Here is a 15,812-nt window from a genome sequence, read left to right as displayed (position 1 = left end):
TGAGCCGCTTGAGCGCTGCCTTGTAGCCGCCAGCGGAAAATAGTCAAGCCTGCTCTGCGGTTCAATCGCAACGTTTCGGCCGCTGGTATCAGGCGCCGAGTTCATATGGCGCGCACAACGCGGGTGCAAAGTCCGATCCGATGCCTCAGCTCTCCTTGCGGCTGAATTGCGAGCGTTCGAAGAACAGCACGATGCCCAGGCCCAGAAACAGCGGGATGATCAGATAAAACAGCCGGAACACCAGCAGCGCCGCCAGCACGCCGACCGGTTCCATGTCGGAAAGCCCGGCCAGGAACACCACCTCGAACACGCCGAGGCCACCCGGCGCATGCGAGATCTGGGCGACCGAGAAGGAGACGAGGAAGACGCCCAGCACGACGAAATAGCCGGGATTGTGCACGCCGGGCAGGGCGAAGAAAATGATCGCCGCGGCGGCGATCAGTTCGATCGGGCCGATCAGCAATTGCCGTGCGACGATTGGCAGCGCCGGATAGTGCAATTGGAAGCTGCCGATCGTCAACGGGCGCAGATGCAGCCAACTACCGAATATATAGGCTGCGATGAGGATCAGCATCGCGATGCCTGCGGCCTCCGACAGGCCGTGATGGGCGATGCCGGAGAATCGGTCGATAATCTGCGGCTCGAACACCAGCACAAGGCCCGAGGCGAGTATCGTCGACAGCACGAAGGTTATCCAGCAGACCGCCACCAGCACGCCGACTTCCTGGCCGGTCAGGCCCCTGGTGCCGTATGCGCGGTAGCGGATGACGGCGCCGGAAAACACCGAACCGCCGATATTGTGCGACAGCGCATAGGTGGTGAAGGAGCAGAGCGTGACGAACAGCCACGACACTCGTCTCCCGATATGCAGCAGCGCGATGTGATCGTAGCCGGCGAGCGCGGCATAGGCAACGACCGAACTCAAGCCTGCCAGTATCCAGTCGCGAGTCGGAATGGCCGCCAGCCCGTCCCAGACGTCATCCAGAGAGATGCCGCGCAATTCATGCCAGAGCAGCAGCAGCGAGAAGATCACCGCGCCGATGCCGACGACCGGCCAGAAATAGCGTTTCCAGTTCATTGCCCGACTGCCATGCGTTGTGTATCCGCTTCCTTTCTGTCGAGAGGCCAACCGCCCCGCATTCCCCATTCATTTCAGAAATGCCTCATTGAAGCCGGCTATTCAACCGCGAACACTTGTCGCGCCTGATGCCGGCAAGACCTGCCTGCACTGGACAGGGCGCAAAACGCTGACAAGCGGCGAGGGCATCGGCTTCGACGGGCGCGGTCTTCGCTGGCGCCGCGTTATCAATCCAGCCTTGCGGGTACATTACGGCGGTGCAGCGAAAAAGGCGGTTCGCGCCCCTGCCGGCAAAATTCAGCATGCGGCCCTTGGTGATCGCCCACAGCACTGTTAATCTGGCCGCAACTTGAAACATGCCAAAGCGCCTGCTGCGTCCGTCACCGGTTCGCGCGGCGCCGGAAGGAACGACAGTGGAAGACCGCGACACCGGCGCAGGCGCGCCGGAGGTGGGCGCGTCCAGCGCTTCCCCGGGATCGTCAGGTCCGGGCACAGCCGGTTGGCAGCAACGCCGCCCGACGGAGCCTCGCTCCGTGAACGGGCAGGCAGGCGACGCGACCCACAGCCAGAAGGGCAAGCCCAAGAAACGGCGCAAGCGAAGGCGTGGGCGCAAGGTTTTTGCGCGCGACGATGCGCGCCCCGGGGACAATCGATCGCCGGCACAAGGCAAGGCCGCTGTCGCGGCAGTGGAGCTGAAGCCTGTTGCCGCTGCGGCGATCTCGCCCGTCGTTCCAATCCCACGCCCCGAGCAAGGACACCGCAGGCCACCGGTGCACGAGCTTCCGGTCTTTGCGGCGCTGGACCTCGGCACCAACAATTGTCGGCTGCTGGTCGCCGTCCCCACGCGTCACGGCCAGTTCCGCGTCATCGATGCCTTCTCACGCATCGTCAGGCTGGGCGAGGGGCTCACCGCCAATGGCCGGCTCGGCCAGCCGGCGATGGACCGCGCGGTTGAGGCGCTGAAGGTCTGCGGTGACAAACTGCGCGGCCGCAAGATCAGGAAGGCAAGGCTGATCGCCACCGAAGCCTGCCGCACCGCCGAAAACGGCGTCGAGTTCCTCGATCGTGTCGAACGCGAAGCCGGCCTGAAGCTCGAGATCATCGACCGCCAGACCGAAGCCCGCCTTGCGGTTTCCGGCTGCGGTTCGCTGGTCGAGCGCGACACGCAAGGCGTCGTCCTGTTCGACATCGGCGGCGGCTCCTCCGAGATAGCGCTGATCGATCTCACCGGCCGCCGTTCGCCACGCCTCGCCAACCATATCGTTTCGTGGACATCGCTGCCGGTCGGCGTCGTGTCATTGGCGGAACGCTTTGGCGGCCGCACCGTAACGCGCGAGATCTTCACCGCCATGGTCGACGACGTCGCCGGCAGGCTGGCCGCTTTCGACGGCCGCGATCGGTTGAGCCATCTCAAGGCCAGCCCGAATTTCCATCTGTTGGGCACTTCGGGGACGGTGACGACGCTGGCCGGCGTCCATCTCGACCTCGAACGCTACGACCGCCGCCGGGTCGACGGCCTGTGGATGGACCGCGACAGCGTCGACCGCATGGTGGAGAGGCTGGTCGGCTGGGATTTCCAGCAGCGCTGCGCCAACCCCTGCATCGGTGCTGACCGCGCCGATCTCGTGCTCGCCGGCTGTGCTATCCTCGAGGCAATCCGCGCCGTCTGGCCCTCGGAGCGGCTTCGCGTCGCCGACCGGGGCCTGCGCGAGGGCATATTGAGCGAGCTGATGGCCGATGACGGCGTCTGGCGCAACGATGGACGTGCTAGGGCATGATCATGCTCAAACAAGAAATCAGGCAATGACCAAGAAACCGGAAAAACCAGGGTCCGCCAGCATTCGCGTGTTGAAAACGCGGATCAAGAAGAAAAGCGGCCTGAAGGAATCGTCGCGCCGCTGGCTGCAGCGCCACATCAACGATCCCTATGTCCAGCGCTCCAAAGCCGACGGCTATCGCTCGCGCGCGGCCTACAAGCTGATCGAGATTGACGACAAGCACAACCTCTTGAAACCCGGCATGAAGGTGATCGACCTCGGTGCCGCCCCCGGCGGCTGGTGTCAGGTCGCGGCCGCGCGCACGAAATCGACGGCCGAGCATCCGTATGTCGTCGGCATCGATTATCTCGAAATGGACGCCGTGCCTGGCGCGCCGGTGCTGCTGCTGGATTTTCTCGATCCGCAGGCTCCGCAAAAGCTCTCCGAAGCGCTGGGCGGGGATCCGGATGTCGTGCTGTCCGACATGGCCGCACCGACCACCGGCCACAAGCGGACCGACCATATCCGCACCATGCATCTGTGCGAGGTGGCGGCCGATTTCGCGCTGTCGGTCTTGAAGCCCGGCGGCCATTTCCTGGCCAAGACTTTTCAGGGTGGCGCCGAGAACGAGCTGCTCTCCATGCTCAAGAAGAATTTCCGCTCCGTCCACCACGTCAAGCCACCGGCATCGCGCGATGAGTCGGTGGAGCTTTATCTGTTGGCCAAGGACTTCAAGGGGCGAGAGCCGAGCAGGGAGTAACGCTCTCCCTTCTCCTCTTGCACAAGGGGAGAAGGGAGAGAGCCTCACTCTCCCGGCGATCTCACCTGTTCCAGCGTCTTGGGCGTTGTCAGCGGGCCATGGCCGGAGACGGCATTGCCGGCATCGGGTGCCAGCCGCATGAACGACAGCGATGCCGCCGCCGATACCGCCGCCACGAGGAAGAAGGCGATATGGAAGTCGCCCAGCGTCAGCGGGCCGCCATGGATCGAGGTCGAGACTTCCAGAACGCCGCCGGCGAGCGCCACGCCGAGCGCGATTGACAATTGCTGGAACACCGCCGTGATCGGTGTCGCCTTGCTGGTGTCCTCGGCCGACACCTCGGCATAGGAGAGTGCGTTGACACCGGTGAAGAACATCGAGCGGATGAAGCCGCCGACCAGCAATATGGCCAGCATCAACGCATAGGGCGTCTCTGGGGTGAAGAGACCATAGATGGCGATCGATGCGGCGGCGACAAGCGAGCCCAGGATCAGCACGCGGCGGAAGCCGACAACGCGGAAGATCAGCGCGGTGACGAATTTCATGCCGATGGCGCCGATCGCCGAGACGAAGGTGATCATGCCGGACTGGAACGGGGTCAGCCCGAAGCCGATCTGGAACATCAGCGGCAATAGGAACGGCACCGCGCCGATGCCGATGCGGAACAGGCTGCCGCCGAGCACCGACGAGCGGAACACCTGGTTGCGGAACAACTCAAGTGCGAGCAGCGGATTCCTGGCGCGGCGCGCATGCATCAGGTAGAGCGCGCCCGACAGCAGCCCCACGGCGATCGTGATGAAGCCGGTCGCCGGCGGCAGATAAGGCAGGCTGACCACCGACAGGCCGAAGACGACGCCGGATGCGGCCAGTCCGCTCAGCACGAAGCCGACGAAATCGAGCGGCGGCGTCTCCATCGATTCAGTTTCCGGCAGGAAGCGGGTGGCCAGCCAGATGCCGATCAGGCCGATCGGCACGTTGATCAGGAAAATCCAGTGCCAGGTGAAGTAGGTGGTGATGAAGCCGCCGATCGGCGGGCCCACCAGCGGCCCGACCAGTGCGGGAACGGTCAGCCAGGACATGGCCGCTACCAGTTCGCTTTTGGGCGTGGCACGAACCAGAACCAGGCGTCCGACCGGGGTCATCATGGCGCCGCCGATGCCTTGCAGGAAGCGAGACACCACGAACGCCGGCAGGGAACCGGAGAGGGCACAGGCGACCGAACCGGCAATGAACACCGCGATCGCGGCACGAAAGATGTTCTTGGCGCCGAAGCGATCGGCCATCCAGCCGCTGATCGGAATGAAGATCGCCAGCGACACCAGATAGGCTGTCAGCGCCAGTTTCAGCGCGATAGGGCTGGTATGAATGTCGATGGCGATCGCCGGCAGCGATGTCGCGATGACGGTCGAATCCATGTTTTCCATGAAAAGAGCGACCGCAAGGATAAGCGGGATGGTGCGGTTCAACGAACGCGTCCGGGTTTGATTCCAGATGTTGCCGACCTCGCCGGCACGCAGGGCGGTTATCATGGCCGGACATCGATGTCGTGTTAAATGCTGTCACTTTTGTGCGATCGCAACCAGGGGTCGCGTCGCCTGGGCTCGAGTGATCCTGTTGTGCAAGCAACGATCAGCTTTTCATCGGCCGCTGGACGTGTTACCAGCCACCGCCAATCCTGAAAGGGAATAATGAGTCGGCGCTGTCCATTCCGGTCCAGCGCTTTTTCTGCATTCAAAGGGCTGGCCATGGCAAAAATCATCGAAACCTCCACCGGCGCACTGGCGCTGACCTTTGACGACGTGCTCTTGCAGCCCGGTCATTCCGAGGTGATGCCCGGCCAGACCGACATCCGCACCCGCATCGCCGGTGACATTGACCTCAACGTGCCGATCCTGTCGGCGGCGATGGACACGGTCACCGAGGCAAGGCTCGCCATTGCCATGGCGCAGGCCGGCGGCATCGGCGTCATCCATCGCAATTTCTCGCCCGCCGAACAGGCCGAGCAGGTGCGGCAGGTCAAGAAATTCGAATCCGGCATGGTGGTCAACCCGGTCACGATCGGTCCCGACGCCACGCTCGCCGACGCATTGTCGCTGATGCGCACCTACTCGATTTCGGGCATTCCGGTGGTCGAGAATGGCGGCGCCGGCGGGCACAAGACCGGCCGGCTCGTCGGCATCCTGACCAACCGTGACGTGCGCTTCGCTTCCGATCCGGCGCAAAAGGTCTACGAATTGATGACCCGTGAGAACCTGATCACGGTCAAGGAGAATGTCGACCAGGACGAGGCCAAGCGGCTTCTGCACCAGCACCGCATCGAGAAGCTGGTGGTGGTCGACAAAACGGGTAATTGCGTCGGGCTGATCACCGTCAAGGACATCGAGAAATCGCAGCTCAACCCGCATGCCACCAAGGATGCGCAGGGGCGCCTGCGCGCCGCGGCCGCCACCAGCGTCGGCGATGACGGCTTCGAACGCGCGGAGCGCCTTATCGAGGCCGGCGTGGACCTTTTGGTGATCGATACCGCGCATGGCCACTCACAGCGGGTGCTGGACGCGGTAACGCGGGCGAAGAAGCTTTCCAATTCCGTGCGCATCCTGGCCGGCAATGTCGCCACCGCCGAAGGCACGCGGGCGCTGATCGACGCCGGCGCCGATGCCGTCAAGGTCGGCATTGGTCCGGGCTCAATCTGCACCACCCGCATCGTGGCCGGGGTCGGTGTTCCCCAGCTTTCAGCCATCATGTCGGCGGTCGAGGCAGCGCATAAATCGGGCGCCTCGGTGATTGCCGACGGCGGCATCAAATATTCCGGCGATCTCGCCAAGGCACTCGCCGCCGGCGCCAGTGCCGCCATGATCGGCTCGCTGCTTGCCGGGACCGACGAAAGCCCGGGCGAGGTCTATCTGCACCAGGGCCGCTCCTTCAAGGCCTATCGCGGCATGGGCTCGGTCGGCGCCATGGCGCGGGGCTCCGCCGATCGTTACTTCCAGGCCGAGGTGCGCGACACGCTGAAATTGGTGCCGGAAGGCATTGAAGGGCAGGTTCCCTACAAAGGACCTGTGTCTGGCGTGCTGCACCAGCTTGCAGGCGGGCTGAAAGCCGCTATGGGTTATGTTGGTGGCCGCGACCTTGCCGATTTCCGCGACCGCGCCACTTTTGTGCGCATATCCAACGCCGGACTTCGTGAAAGCCACGCCCATGACGTCACGATTACCCGCGAAAGCCCCAACTATCCCGGCGGAGCCTGATTCTTCCGGGCTTTGGCGCAACTTGACCGCCATGGTGCTGCGCCTGTCGCGCCATGTCGGGGCGCTCTGCTTTCTCTCGGCGGCGGTTTTCATCGCCATGACGGGCATGGAGTTCTTCTATTTCCGCCAATTGAGCGGGGGCTTGGCCTCGCTCGACATGCGCTATTTCGGATTCACGCCCGACCAAGGCATGGCCTGGCTGACGGCGCTTGGCCGGCGCGGCAGCGAGATCATCCTGGTCTGGCATTACCTGACCTTCGATCTTTTGTTTCCGGCGCTGCTGTCGCTGACGCTGGTCAGCCTGATCCTGGCAACTGGCCGGCGACTGAAGAATTTCCGCGTGTTGCCTGCTCAGATGCAGGCGATCTTCGCGCTGATCCTGGTGCTGCCCTACACGCTCGCCGACTACGCCCAGAATATCGCCGTGGCGCGGCTTCTGTCCGATTTCCTCTACGCCAACCCGGACTCGCTGTCTTTCGCCTCGGCGCTCATCGTCACCAAATTCGTGCTTCTCGCCGTCCCGGTCATCGTCATTGCCGCTTTCTGGTTGGCGGGCCAAAGACGTCAGAATTGAAGCCGAACAGGGCAGGGGCGACTGCATGAACCAGACCGCGATCTTCTGGCCGGTGCTCGCCCACGTGCTGCTGATCTATATCGTCTATTGCGTACTGGGCCGGCGCCGATATGTTGCGGTCAACTCGGGCGAGGCGAAGGCGAGCCAGTACAAGGCCCGCTCGACAGAACCGGCCTCCTGCGCGACCGTTGCCGGCAATCTCAGCAATCAGTTCGAACTGCCGGTGCTTTTCTATGTGCTGTGCCTGGCGCTGCACGTCACCAAGGGCGTCAACTATCTGACACTGGCGCTGATGTGGGGCTTTGTGGTCACCCGCTACTTTCACGCCTGGGTTCACCTGACCAGCAACGATCTGCGCTGGCGCAGCCGCTCTTTCTTCCTTGGAGCGGTCATTGTCCTGTTGGGCTGGATCTGGCTCGCTCTTCACCTGCTCGAGGTGGTTTGAGCAGAGTTGGCGTTAACCCTCTTCTCCCGCGACGGAAGAAGAGAGACTGAACCTACAGGTCGAACACTGCTATTTTTCGATTGTCGAACTTGATGCCGATCTCGCCGCGCACAAGTTTCAGCGCCTGTTCGCCGAACACGGCGCGCCGCCAGCCTTGCAGGGCCGGCACATCGGCATCCTCGCCTTCGGCGGCGATGCGATCGATATCGTCGCTGGAGGCGAGCACCTTCGAGGCGACGCCCTGCTTTTCGGCGATGATCCTGAGCAGCACTTTCAAGAGCTCCGCGGCCGCATTCGAGCCCTCGGGCGGCTGGAAGCTTTTCGGCAGTTTCGGCATCTGCTCCTTGGGGAGGGCAAGCGCGGTGTTGACCGCGCCGAGCAGTGCCGTCGCCGTCGAGGAGCGTTCCCAGCCCTTGGGCGTGGTGCGCAGCTTGGCAAGGGCTGCCGCATCGCGCGGCCCTTGCTGCGCGATCTCGTAGATCGCATCGTCCTTGAGCACGCGGCCGCGCGGCACGTCGCGCTCGCGCGCCTCGCGTTCGCGCCATGCCGCTACGGTCTGGACGATCGCCAGCTCCTGCGGTTTGCGAAGCCGCATCTTCAGCCGCTTCCAGGCGTCCTCGGGATGCGGATCGTAGGTCTCGCGCGAGGTCAGGACATCCATCTCCTCATTCAGCCAGTGGGCGCGGTTTTCCCGCGCCAGCTCGGCGTTGAGGTGCTGATAGACCTCGATCAAATGGGTAACGTCGGCCAGCGCGTAGTCGAGCTGCTTGTCGGACAGCGGGCGGTGGCGCCAGTCGGTGAAGCGCGACGACTTGTCGAGTCGTGCGCCGGTGATGCGCTGCACGAGCTGATCGTAGGAAACGCTGTCGCCGAAGCCGCAGACCATCGCCGCCACCTGTGTGTCGAACACCGGGTGCGGAACGAGATCGCCGAGATGGACGATGATTTCGATGTCTTGCCGGGCGGCGTGGAAGACTTTGACCACCGCCTCGTTGGCCATCAACCTGAAGAAGGGAGCGAGGTCGATATCAGGTGACAGCGGATCGATCAGCGCCGTCACGCCGGGCGCGGCCATCTGGATCAGGCACAGGATGGGCCAGAAGGTCGTTTCGCGGATGAATTCGGTGTCGACGGTGACAAAATCCGACTTTTCGAAAGCGGCGAGAACGGTCTCGAGTTCTTTCTGGGTGGTGATGACGTGCATCAAATCGCTTTTGGCAGGAGTAGGGTCTTCCTAGATTTCAGCCGGGAAGGCTTTCGTCAAGCTGTGGTGCCACCGTCACGGCCCTTCCGGACTGTCTGGATCACTATTTCTCCTCGCCAGCCGCGCAAAAATGGTCGAGGTGCGCAACACCGCGGTGAAGCGGCTGCGCTTGCCGGCCGGCACGCCGGACCCACGCCGGAGAGGATGACGGCGGTGAAGACCGCGTAGACCACGGCGCTGAAGACAAACAGCGCGCTTGCCCGAAATACTGCATCGCTGTCGAGGCCGCGAACGGGCCGCCAATGGCGCCGAAGGAATAGAACAGCATCAGGGCCGCGTTGATCAGCACGAACTCGCCGGCGGTCAGAGGATTCAATCGACGCGCTCAAAAGTGTCTAGGCTGGTCCCGAAGGCGCGCCATGTTCCAACCTGGGTCAGCTTTGCGGGCTCACCCTCGGCATCGGCTGAAAGTGCCATTCCAGCCACTGTGTGCCACAACATCTCCATCTTGCCGTCCCGAAAAATGCCGGTGTAGCCGACCGCCGCCGGGCCCGTTTTTCCTGACGCCGCGGAAGTAAAGCCAATCACATCTCCATGAGCGGCCCCGTGGAGAGGCACTTCCATCCCGGAAAAGCTGCTGTCGGGCAATGCTGTCTTGAAGACACCGCGGATCAAACCATCGCTATCGTCTTCGATAACTACAACCGAACCGTATTGATTGCGCCAAGTGCCCTTCCAGGAAAACATGTTTGCCTCCTCTCACTCCATCATGCGCCAACGCGAGAGGCGGTTTACGGTTCCGCCACATGACCGGCTATGGATTGAAACCCGAAGTTCCAGACTGAGAGACTGCCGCTCCATCCGTTTGCCTTGACAAACCATGCCTCTCATGCGCTTTTCGCGCAAATTTTGGGCCGGGCTGCGATGCTTTGGCCCGCAACCCACAATCCCGGACTTTTTATCCATGACCATGCACCGTTACCGCAGCCATACCTGTGCCCAGTTGCGAAAGAGCGACGTCGGCAATTCCGTTCGCCTGTCGGGCTGGGTGCATCGCGTGCGCGACCATGGCGGCCTGCTGTTCATCGATCTGCGCGACCATTACGGCCTGACCCAGATCGTCGCCGATCCGGATTCGCCTGCCTTCAAGGTCGCCGAGACCTTGCGCGGCGAATGGGTGATCCGCGTTGACGGCGAGGTCAAGGCACGCCTGCCGGAAACCACGAACGCCAACCTGCCGACCGGTGAGATCGAGATTTTCGCCCGCGAGATCGAGGTGCTGTCGGCGGCCAAGGAATTGCCGCTGCCGGTATTCGGCGAACCGGACTACCCCGAGGACATCAGGCTGAAATACCGCTTCCTCGACCTGCGCCGTGAGACGCTGCACCGGAACATCGTGGCGCGCACGAAAATCATCGCCGAGATGCGCAAGCGCATGGGCGAGGTCGGCTTCACCGAATTCTCGACGCCGATCCTTACCGCCTCGTCGCCGGAAGGCGCGCGCGACTTCCTGGTGCCGTCGCGCATCCATCCTGGCACCTTCTACGCGCTGCCGCAGGCTCCGCAGCAGTACAAGCAGCTTATCATGGTGTCCGGCTTCGACCGTTATTTCCAGATCGCGCCGTGCTTCCGCGACGAAGACCCGCGCGCCGACCGTCTGCCTGGCGAATTCTACCAGCTCGACGTCGAAATGAGTTTCGTCGAGCAGGACGATGTGCTGTCGACCATGGAACCGGTGATGCGCGGCGTCTTCGAGACCTTTGCCAACGGCAAGCCGGTGACGCAGAAATTCCAGCGCATCCCTTACGATGTCGCCATGCGCAAATACGGTTCCGACAAGCCGGACCTGCGCAATCCGATCGAGATGCAGGCCGTCTCCGACCATTTTCGCGAGTCCGGCTTCAAGGTGTTCGCCAACATCCTGTCCAACGACCCGAAGGCCGAGGTGTGGGGCATTCCGGCAAAAACCGGCGGCAGCCGCGCCTTTTGCGATCGCATGAACAGCTGGGCGCAAGGCGAGGGCCAGCCGGGGCTAGGCTACATCTTCTGGCGCAAGGAGGGCGACAAGCTCGAAGGCGCCGGCCCGCTCGCCAAGAACATCGGCGAGGAGCGCACCGAGGCGATCCGCCTCCAGCTTGGCCTTGCAGATGGTGATGCCGCGTTCTTCGTCGCCGGCGACCCGAAGAAGTTCGTCTCCTTTGCGGGCGCCGCGCGCACGCGCGCCGGCGAGGAGTTGAACCTTGTCGACCGCGAGCGCTTCGAACTGTGCTGGATCGTCGACTTCCCGTTCTTCGAATGGAACGAGGAGGAGAAGAAGATCGACTTCGCCCACAATCCGTTCTCGATGCCGCAGGGCGGCATCGATGCGCTGAACGGCGAGGACCTGCTCGGCATCAAGGCCTTTCAGTACGACATGGTCTGCAACGGTTTCGAGATCGCCAGCGGCGGCATCCGCAACCATTTGCCAGAAACCATGGTCAAGGCATTCGAGACGGTCGGGCTGGACCGCGCCACGGTCGAGGAGCGCTTTGGCGGCCTCTATCGCGCCTTCCAGTATGGCGCGCCGCCGCATGGCGGCATGGCCGCCGGTGTCGACCGCGTCGTCATGCTTCTGGTCGGCGCCAAGAACCTGCGCGAAATCACCATGTTCCCGATGAACCAGCAGGCCTATGATTTGTTGATGAACGCGCCCTCGGAAGCGAGCCCGCAGCAGCTTCGCGATTTGGCGCTGCGCGTCGCGCCAACCAAGAAGGACGCCTGACCAGAAGCTTCGGGCTTCACTTCAGGAACTTGCTCGAACCGGTTCTTCCGATTCGGCAACAAAAAAACCGGCATCGCTGCCGGTTTTTTCGTGTCCTGAGGCCGCTTCGATCAGTCCTCGTTCGCCTTGACGCTGACGCCGAGCGTCTTCGGCAGGTCCAGCGGGTTCGACATGGCGCCCGCCATGATCAGAGCGAACGGCACCGATGCCGGCGGCTCGGCCGAGATTTCGAGGCTCTTCGGATCGTCGAGATATTTGCTGACCGCGGCGGTCACCTGAGCCGTGAGTTCCGGATTGTTGAGCTGCGCCATGCCGAACGGTACGATCGCCTTGGCCTGGTTGGCGATGTCCTTGGCCGACATGCCCTGCTGCTTGCCGACATAGTCCAGCACCTTGCCGGTCAGCGAATCGTCGTCGAAGCGGATCGAGGCGCTGTTGAACGAAAGCTGCTGCAACAGGCCGAGCATGGCCATGCCTTGCGCCGAATTGTCGGCGCCTTCCGGCTGTGCGGCCATCTTCTTCTGCATTTCCTGCAACGACTTGATGAAGTCGACCGTGTAGCCGCCGAGGTCGAAGGTCATGCCGAGCGTGCCGGCATTCTCGACGGAGATGTCGTATTTCGAGAGTTCCATCTTGCCGTCAGATGGTTGCCAGGTGCCGGCCATTTCGAGATTGCCCGAGATGTTCTGGTAGCCGAGCGCGCTGATGACCTCCTTGGATTTGGGATCGTCGACGAGCGAGAGATCGGCCGTGAACTTCTCCGTATTGGCGGTGAACTCCATCGCCTTGCCGTCGGCGGGCGGCGTGATCTCGATGGCAAGGCCGTCCATCGAGAATGCGGTTTTGTCGGCGACCTTGACCGTCATGTTCGACAGTTCAGCGGATTTATACATCATCAGCGAGCCAAGCGGGCTGGTGGAGCCGTCGGCCGGCACCGTCATGTCGTGGATGATGAAGGGGCTGAGATCGAGGGTGACGCCGTCCTTGCTGTGTTCGAAGGCCGAGGTCGACACGGTGCCGATATCATAGCCGCCATTGGCTTCGGTGATGTTCTCGAGCTTGACGTCGCCGATCGTCAGCGCTTCCTTTTCCGCGGCCGGTTTCACCGACACGCCCTGCAGCACCATGCTGGTGTTGTCGCCGGTCACGCCGGTCCAAGAGATGTCGACGCCCTGTGCGGAGAGCGCAGCCTTCAGCCGGTCCGCGACCGCGGCGTCCTGGGCAAGGGCAGCATTCAGCGGCAGTGTGAGCAAAAAGGTCGAAAGAGCGAATTTCCGGAGAGTTGAGCGGTTGATTGTCATCGCAAGGTCCCTGAGAGTATCCTGAAATTATTTTTCAATTCTTTGCGCCATCACCATTCCGTGACGAACTGGACGGGAAAAAGGCGTGTCCCGGCACAATGGTCGAAAATCGCGTTGAAAGGCAAACCCGATCCGAACGCTATTGGACAATGCAGTGAATTTGGCATGAAGGTCGGGCCGCCAGCGTGCTTCGCAATAGATGCGGCATGTAACAGATTGATGTTGGCCGGCAAGCTCGACCTTGCGGTCTCCTGTTGCAGAAACGTGCGCAAATCGACCGGTCCGGTGCGCGCCTCTTGCCGCGAATCACCCGCTCGGCTAGTCCCAGCCCATGGGAAAAAGGCTTTTACCGCCTGACAATGGCGGCGGCGATCATATTGAACCGGTCGATCTGAAGAAGGCGCTGGAAGAGCGTTATCTCGCCTATGCGCTGTCGACCATCATGCACCGGGCGCTGCCCGACGTTCGCGACGGACTGAAGCCGGTCCATCGCCGTATCATGCACGCCATGCGCCTGCTGCGCCTCAATCCCGACCAGGGTTTTGCCAAATGCGCCCGTATCGTCGGCGAGGTGATGGGCAAGTTCCACCCGCATGGCGACCAGTCGATCTATGATGCGCTGGTACGGCTGGCGCAGGATTTTTCGATGCGCTACCCCCTGGTCGACGGCCAGGGCAATTTCGGCAACATCGACGGCGATAACGCCGCCGCCATGCGCTACACCGAAGCGCGCATGACCGACGTGGCGACCGAATTGCTTGCCGGCATCACCGAGGATGCCGTCGACTATCGGCCGACCTACAATGAAGAGGACGAGGAGCCGGTCGTGCTCCCCGGCGCCTTCCCGAATCTGCTGGCCAACGGCTCGTCCGGCATCGCGGTCGGCATGGCGACATCGATCCCGCCGCACAACGCGGCCGAGCTTTGCGACGCCGCACTGCACCTGATCGAGTATCGCGACGCGCCGGTGGCGAAGCTGATGGATTTCGTCCAGGGCCCGGATTTCCCGACCGGCGGCATCATCGTCGACAGCCGCGCCTCCATCCTCGAAGCCTATGAGACCGGCCGCGGCGGCTTTCGCGTACGATCGAAATGGAACCAGGAGGACCAGGGCAGGGGCACCTGGAGCATCGTCGTCACCGAAATCCCCTATGGCGTGCAGAAGGCGCGGCTGATCGAGAAGATCGCCGAGCTGTTGATGGCCCGCAAGCTGCCGCTGCTCGAGGATATCAGGGACGAAAGTGCCGAGGACATCCGCGTCGTTCTGGTGCCCAAGAGCCGTTCCGTCGACCCCGGCATCCTGATGGAATCACTGTTCAAGCTCACCGAGCTCGAGAGCCGTTTTCCGCTCAACATGAATGTGCTGTCGCGCGGCAAGGTGCCCAACGTGCTGTCGTTGAAAGGCGTGCTGCAGGAATGGCTGGATCACCGCCGCGACGTCCTCATCCGTCGCTCGAAACATCGCCTCGGTGAGATCGAGAGGCGGCTGGAAATCCTTGCCGGCTACCTGATCGCCTATCTCAACATTGACGAGGTGATCAAGATCATCCGCGAGGAGGATGAGCCAAAGCAGGTCATGATGGCCCGCTGGTCGCTCACCGACACCCAAGCCGAAGCGATCCTCAACATGCGGCTGCGCGCGTTGCGTAAGCTGGAGGAATTCGAGATACGCAAGGAATTCGATGGCCTGACCGCAGAGAAGAAGCAGATCGAGGCGCTGCTGGCGTCCGATGCAAAGCAGTGGTCGACGATCAAGTGGGAAGTCACTCAGGTTCGCGACAAGTTCGACCCGGAGACCGAGATCGGCAAGCGCCGTACCCAGTTCGCCGATGCGCCCGAGCACGACCTGACCGACATCGCGCATGCCATGATCGAGCGCGAGCCGGTCACCGTCGTGGTTTCGGAAAAAGGCTGGCTGCGGGCAATGAAGGGCCATCTGGCCGATCTTTCGACGCTGACCTTCAAGGAGGGCGACAGTCTCAAGCTCGCCTTCCATGCCCAGACGACAGACAAGGTGCTGGTCTTCACCACCGGCGGCAAATTCTACACGATCGGCGCCGACCGGCTGCCCGGCGGCCGCGGCCATGGCGAGCCGATCCGCATCATCGTCGACATGGACAATGACCAGGACATCGTCACCGCCTTCGTCCACGATCCCAAGCGCAAGCTGCTGCTCGCCTCTTTCGACGCCAACGGCTTCATCGTTGCGGAGGAAGAGGTGGTCGCCAACACCCGCAAGGGTAAGCAGGTGATGAACGTCAAGGCCCCGGACGAAGCCAAGCGCTGCGAGCCGGTCACCGGCGATCATCTGGCCATCGTCGGCGAGAACCGCAAGATGCTGGTGTTCGCGCTCTCGGAAATTCCGGAGATGAATCGCGGTAAAGGCGTGCGGCTGCAGAAATACAAGGACGGCGGCCTTCTCGACCTCAAGCCGTTCACGCTGGCGACCGGTCTTTCCTGGCAGGATTCGGCCGACCGCACCTTCACGCGGTCGCGCGAAGAACTGGCCGAGTGGATCGGCGCGAGGGCATCGGCAGGGCGTATGGTGCCGAAGGGTTTCCCGAGGACTGGCAAGTTCGGATAGAAACTGCCGATCTCCCCCCGGAGGGCAGGGGAATCGCATATGGCGTTTTGGGAGTTGAAATTGGTCTGAGAAGAGATTCTTTGGGAAGGCAGTCCAGCGA

At 62.6% G+C, this 15,812-nt stretch carries 13 protein-coding genes and 1 pseudogene; 7 read left to right on the top strand and 7 right to left on the bottom strand.

Going from position 1 to position 15,812, the window contains the following annotated elements; all coding sequences use genetic code 11:
* Positions 1-145: 145 nt before the first annotated feature.
* Together FJ941_RS16715 and FJ941_RS16710 are read right to left on the bottom strand one after the other, a co-directional pair.
* Positions 146-1,078: a lysylphosphatidylglycerol synthase domain-containing protein gene (locus FJ941_RS16715; RefSeq protein WP_140507242.1), complete on the bottom strand. Its 933-nt coding sequence runs from the start codon at positions 1,076-1,078 to the stop codon at positions 146-148.
* Positions 1,079-1,163: 85 nt separating this feature from the next.
* Complete coding sequence (locus tag FJ941_RS16710) at positions 1,164-1,436, bottom strand: hypothetical protein (protein ID WP_140507241.1); 273 nt, start codon at positions 1,434-1,436, stop codon at positions 1,164-1,166.
* 55 nt (positions 1,437-1,491) lie between these two features.
* Here FJ941_RS16710 and FJ941_RS16705 point away from each other — a divergent pair, with 55 nt between their 5' ends.
* Together FJ941_RS16705 and FJ941_RS16700 are read left to right on the top strand one after the other, a co-directional pair.
* Positions 1,492-2,856 carry a Ppx/GppA phosphatase family protein gene (locus FJ941_RS16705; RefSeq protein ID WP_140507492.1) on the top strand — a complete coding sequence of 455 codons (1,365 nt, stop codon included), beginning with the start codon at positions 1,492-1,494 and terminating at the stop codon, positions 2,854-2,856.
* A 25-nt stretch (positions 2,857-2,881) separates the two neighbouring features.
* Positions 2,882-3,595: an RlmE family RNA methyltransferase gene (locus FJ941_RS16700; protein ID WP_140507239.1), complete on the top strand. Its 714-nt coding sequence runs from the start codon at positions 2,882-2,884 to the stop codon at positions 3,593-3,595.
* 44 nt (positions 3,596-3,639) lie between these two features.
* On the opposite strand, the gene FJ941_RS16695 is transcribed toward FJ941_RS16700, so the two are convergent.
* Positions 3,640-5,061 carry an MFS transporter gene (locus FJ941_RS16695; protein WP_140507490.1) on the bottom strand — a complete coding sequence of 474 codons (1,422 nt, stop codon included), beginning with the start codon at positions 5,059-5,061 and terminating at the stop codon, positions 3,640-3,642.
* A gap of 279 nt (positions 5,062-5,340) precedes the next feature.
* Here FJ941_RS16695 and guaB point away from each other — a divergent pair, with 279 nt between their 5' ends.
* Genes guaB through FJ941_RS16680 form a run of 3 tightly spaced genes read left to right on the top strand, consistent with a single transcriptional unit; the run spans position 5,341 to position 7,862 of the window.
* On the top strand, positions 5,341-6,843 hold the full coding sequence (guaB, locus tag FJ941_RS16690; protein WP_140507237.1) for an IMP dehydrogenase: 1,503 nt from the start codon (positions 5,341-5,343) through the stop codon (positions 6,841-6,843).
* A 31-nt stretch (positions 6,844-6,874) separates the two neighbouring features.
* Positions 6,875-7,417, top strand: coding sequence for a hypothetical protein (locus FJ941_RS16685; protein ID WP_181169850.1), 543 nt, complete (start codon positions 6,875-6,877; stop codon positions 7,415-7,417).
* 25 nt (positions 7,418-7,442) lie between these two features.
* Positions 7,443-7,862: an MAPEG family protein gene (locus tag FJ941_RS16680; protein WP_140507234.1), complete on the top strand. Its 420-nt coding sequence runs from the start codon at positions 7,443-7,445 to the stop codon at positions 7,860-7,862.
* A 52-nt stretch (positions 7,863-7,914) separates the two neighbouring features.
* Here the strand turns inward: FJ941_RS16680 and rnd are convergent, their stop codons facing one another.
* From rnd to FJ941_RS16665, 3 genes and pseudogenes are all read right to left on the bottom strand, one after another.
* The gene (gene rnd / locus FJ941_RS16675) at positions 7,915-9,066 is read right to left on the bottom strand and encodes a ribonuclease D (protein ID WP_027143088.1); all 1,152 of its coding nucleotides are present in this window, start codon (positions 9,064-9,066) and stop codon (positions 7,915-7,917) included.
* Positions 9,067-9,141: 75 nt separating this feature from the next.
* Positions 9,142-9,424, bottom strand: a pseudogene (locus tag FJ941_RS29455) (MFS transporter); the annotation flags it as partial.
* A 14-nt stretch (positions 9,425-9,438) separates the two neighbouring features.
* Complete coding sequence (locus FJ941_RS16665; protein WP_140507232.1) at positions 9,439-9,813, bottom strand: avidin/streptavidin family protein; 375 nt, start codon at positions 9,811-9,813, stop codon at positions 9,439-9,441.
* A 223-nt stretch (positions 9,814-10,036) separates the two neighbouring features.
* Here FJ941_RS16665 and aspS point away from each other — a divergent pair, with 223 nt between their 5' ends.
* Positions 10,037-11,827 (top strand): aspartate--tRNA ligase, encoded by a 1,791-nt coding sequence (gene aspS / locus FJ941_RS16660; RefSeq protein WP_181166600.1) that lies wholly within the window; start codon positions 10,037-10,039, stop codon positions 11,825-11,827.
* 110 nt (positions 11,828-11,937) lie between these two features.
* On the opposite strand, the gene FJ941_RS16655 is transcribed toward aspS, so the two are convergent.
* Positions 11,938-13,128: a hypothetical protein gene (locus FJ941_RS16655; RefSeq protein WP_140507228.1), complete on the bottom strand. Its 1,191-nt coding sequence runs from the start codon at positions 13,126-13,128 to the stop codon at positions 11,938-11,940.
* A gap of 331 nt (positions 13,129-13,459) precedes the next feature.
* Between FJ941_RS16655 and parC the strand changes: the two genes are divergently transcribed.
* The gene (parC, locus tag FJ941_RS16650) at positions 13,460-15,712 is read left to right on the top strand and encodes a DNA topoisomerase IV subunit A (protein WP_140507227.1); all 2,253 of its coding nucleotides are present in this window, start codon (positions 13,460-13,462) and stop codon (positions 15,710-15,712) included.
* Positions 15,713-15,812: the final 100 nt, after the last annotated feature.

The sequence above is a fragment of the Mesorhizobium sp. B2-3-13 genome (genome assembly GCF_006442195.1).
GTDB lineage: Bacteria > Pseudomonadota > Alphaproteobacteria > Rhizobiales > Rhizobiaceae > Mesorhizobium > Mesorhizobium salmacidum.
This window is presented reverse-complemented; position numbering and strand designations above follow the sequence as displayed.

What these genes read in the sequence shown, in the direction of transcription:
- FJ941_RS16715 (WP_140507242.1), bottom strand. Translation starts at nt 1,078, where the DNA reads ATGAACTGGAAACGCTATTTCTGGCCGGTCGTCGGCATCGGCGCGGTG.
- FJ941_RS16710 (WP_140507241.1), bottom strand. Translation starts at nt 1,436, where the DNA reads ATGTTTCAAGTTGCGGCCAGATTAACAGTGCTGTGGGCGATCACCAAG.
- FJ941_RS16700 (WP_140507239.1), top strand. Translation starts at nt 2,882, where the DNA reads ATGACCAAGAAACCGGAAAAACCAGGGTCCGCCAGCATTCGCGTGTTG.
- guaB (WP_140507237.1), top strand. Translation starts at nt 5,341, where the DNA reads ATGGCAAAAATCATCGAAACCTCCACCGGCGCACTGGCGCTGACCTTT.
- FJ941_RS16685 (WP_181169850.1), top strand. Translation starts at nt 6,875, where the DNA reads ATGGTGCTGCGCCTGTCGCGCCATGTCGGGGCGCTCTGCTTTCTCTCG.
- FJ941_RS16680 (WP_140507234.1), top strand. Translation starts at nt 7,443, where the DNA reads ATGAACCAGACCGCGATCTTCTGGCCGGTGCTCGCCCACGTGCTGCTG.
- rnd (WP_027143088.1), bottom strand. Translation starts at nt 9,066, where the DNA reads ATGCACGTCATCACCACCCAGAAAGAACTCGAGACCGTTCTCGCCGCT.
- FJ941_RS16665 (WP_140507232.1), bottom strand. Translation starts at nt 9,813, where the DNA reads ATGTTTTCCTGGAAGGGCACTTGGCGCAATCAATACGGTTCGGTTGTA.
- aspS (WP_181166600.1), top strand. Translation starts at nt 10,037, where the DNA reads ATGCACCGTTACCGCAGCCATACCTGTGCCCAGTTGCGAAAGAGCGAC.
- FJ941_RS16655 (WP_140507228.1), bottom strand. Translation starts at nt 13,128, where the DNA reads ATGACAATCAACCGCTCAACTCTCCGGAAATTCGCTCTTTCGACCTTT.
- parC (WP_140507227.1), top strand. Translation starts at nt 13,460, where the DNA reads ATGGGAAAAAGGCTTTTACCGCCTGACAATGGCGGCGGCGATCATATT.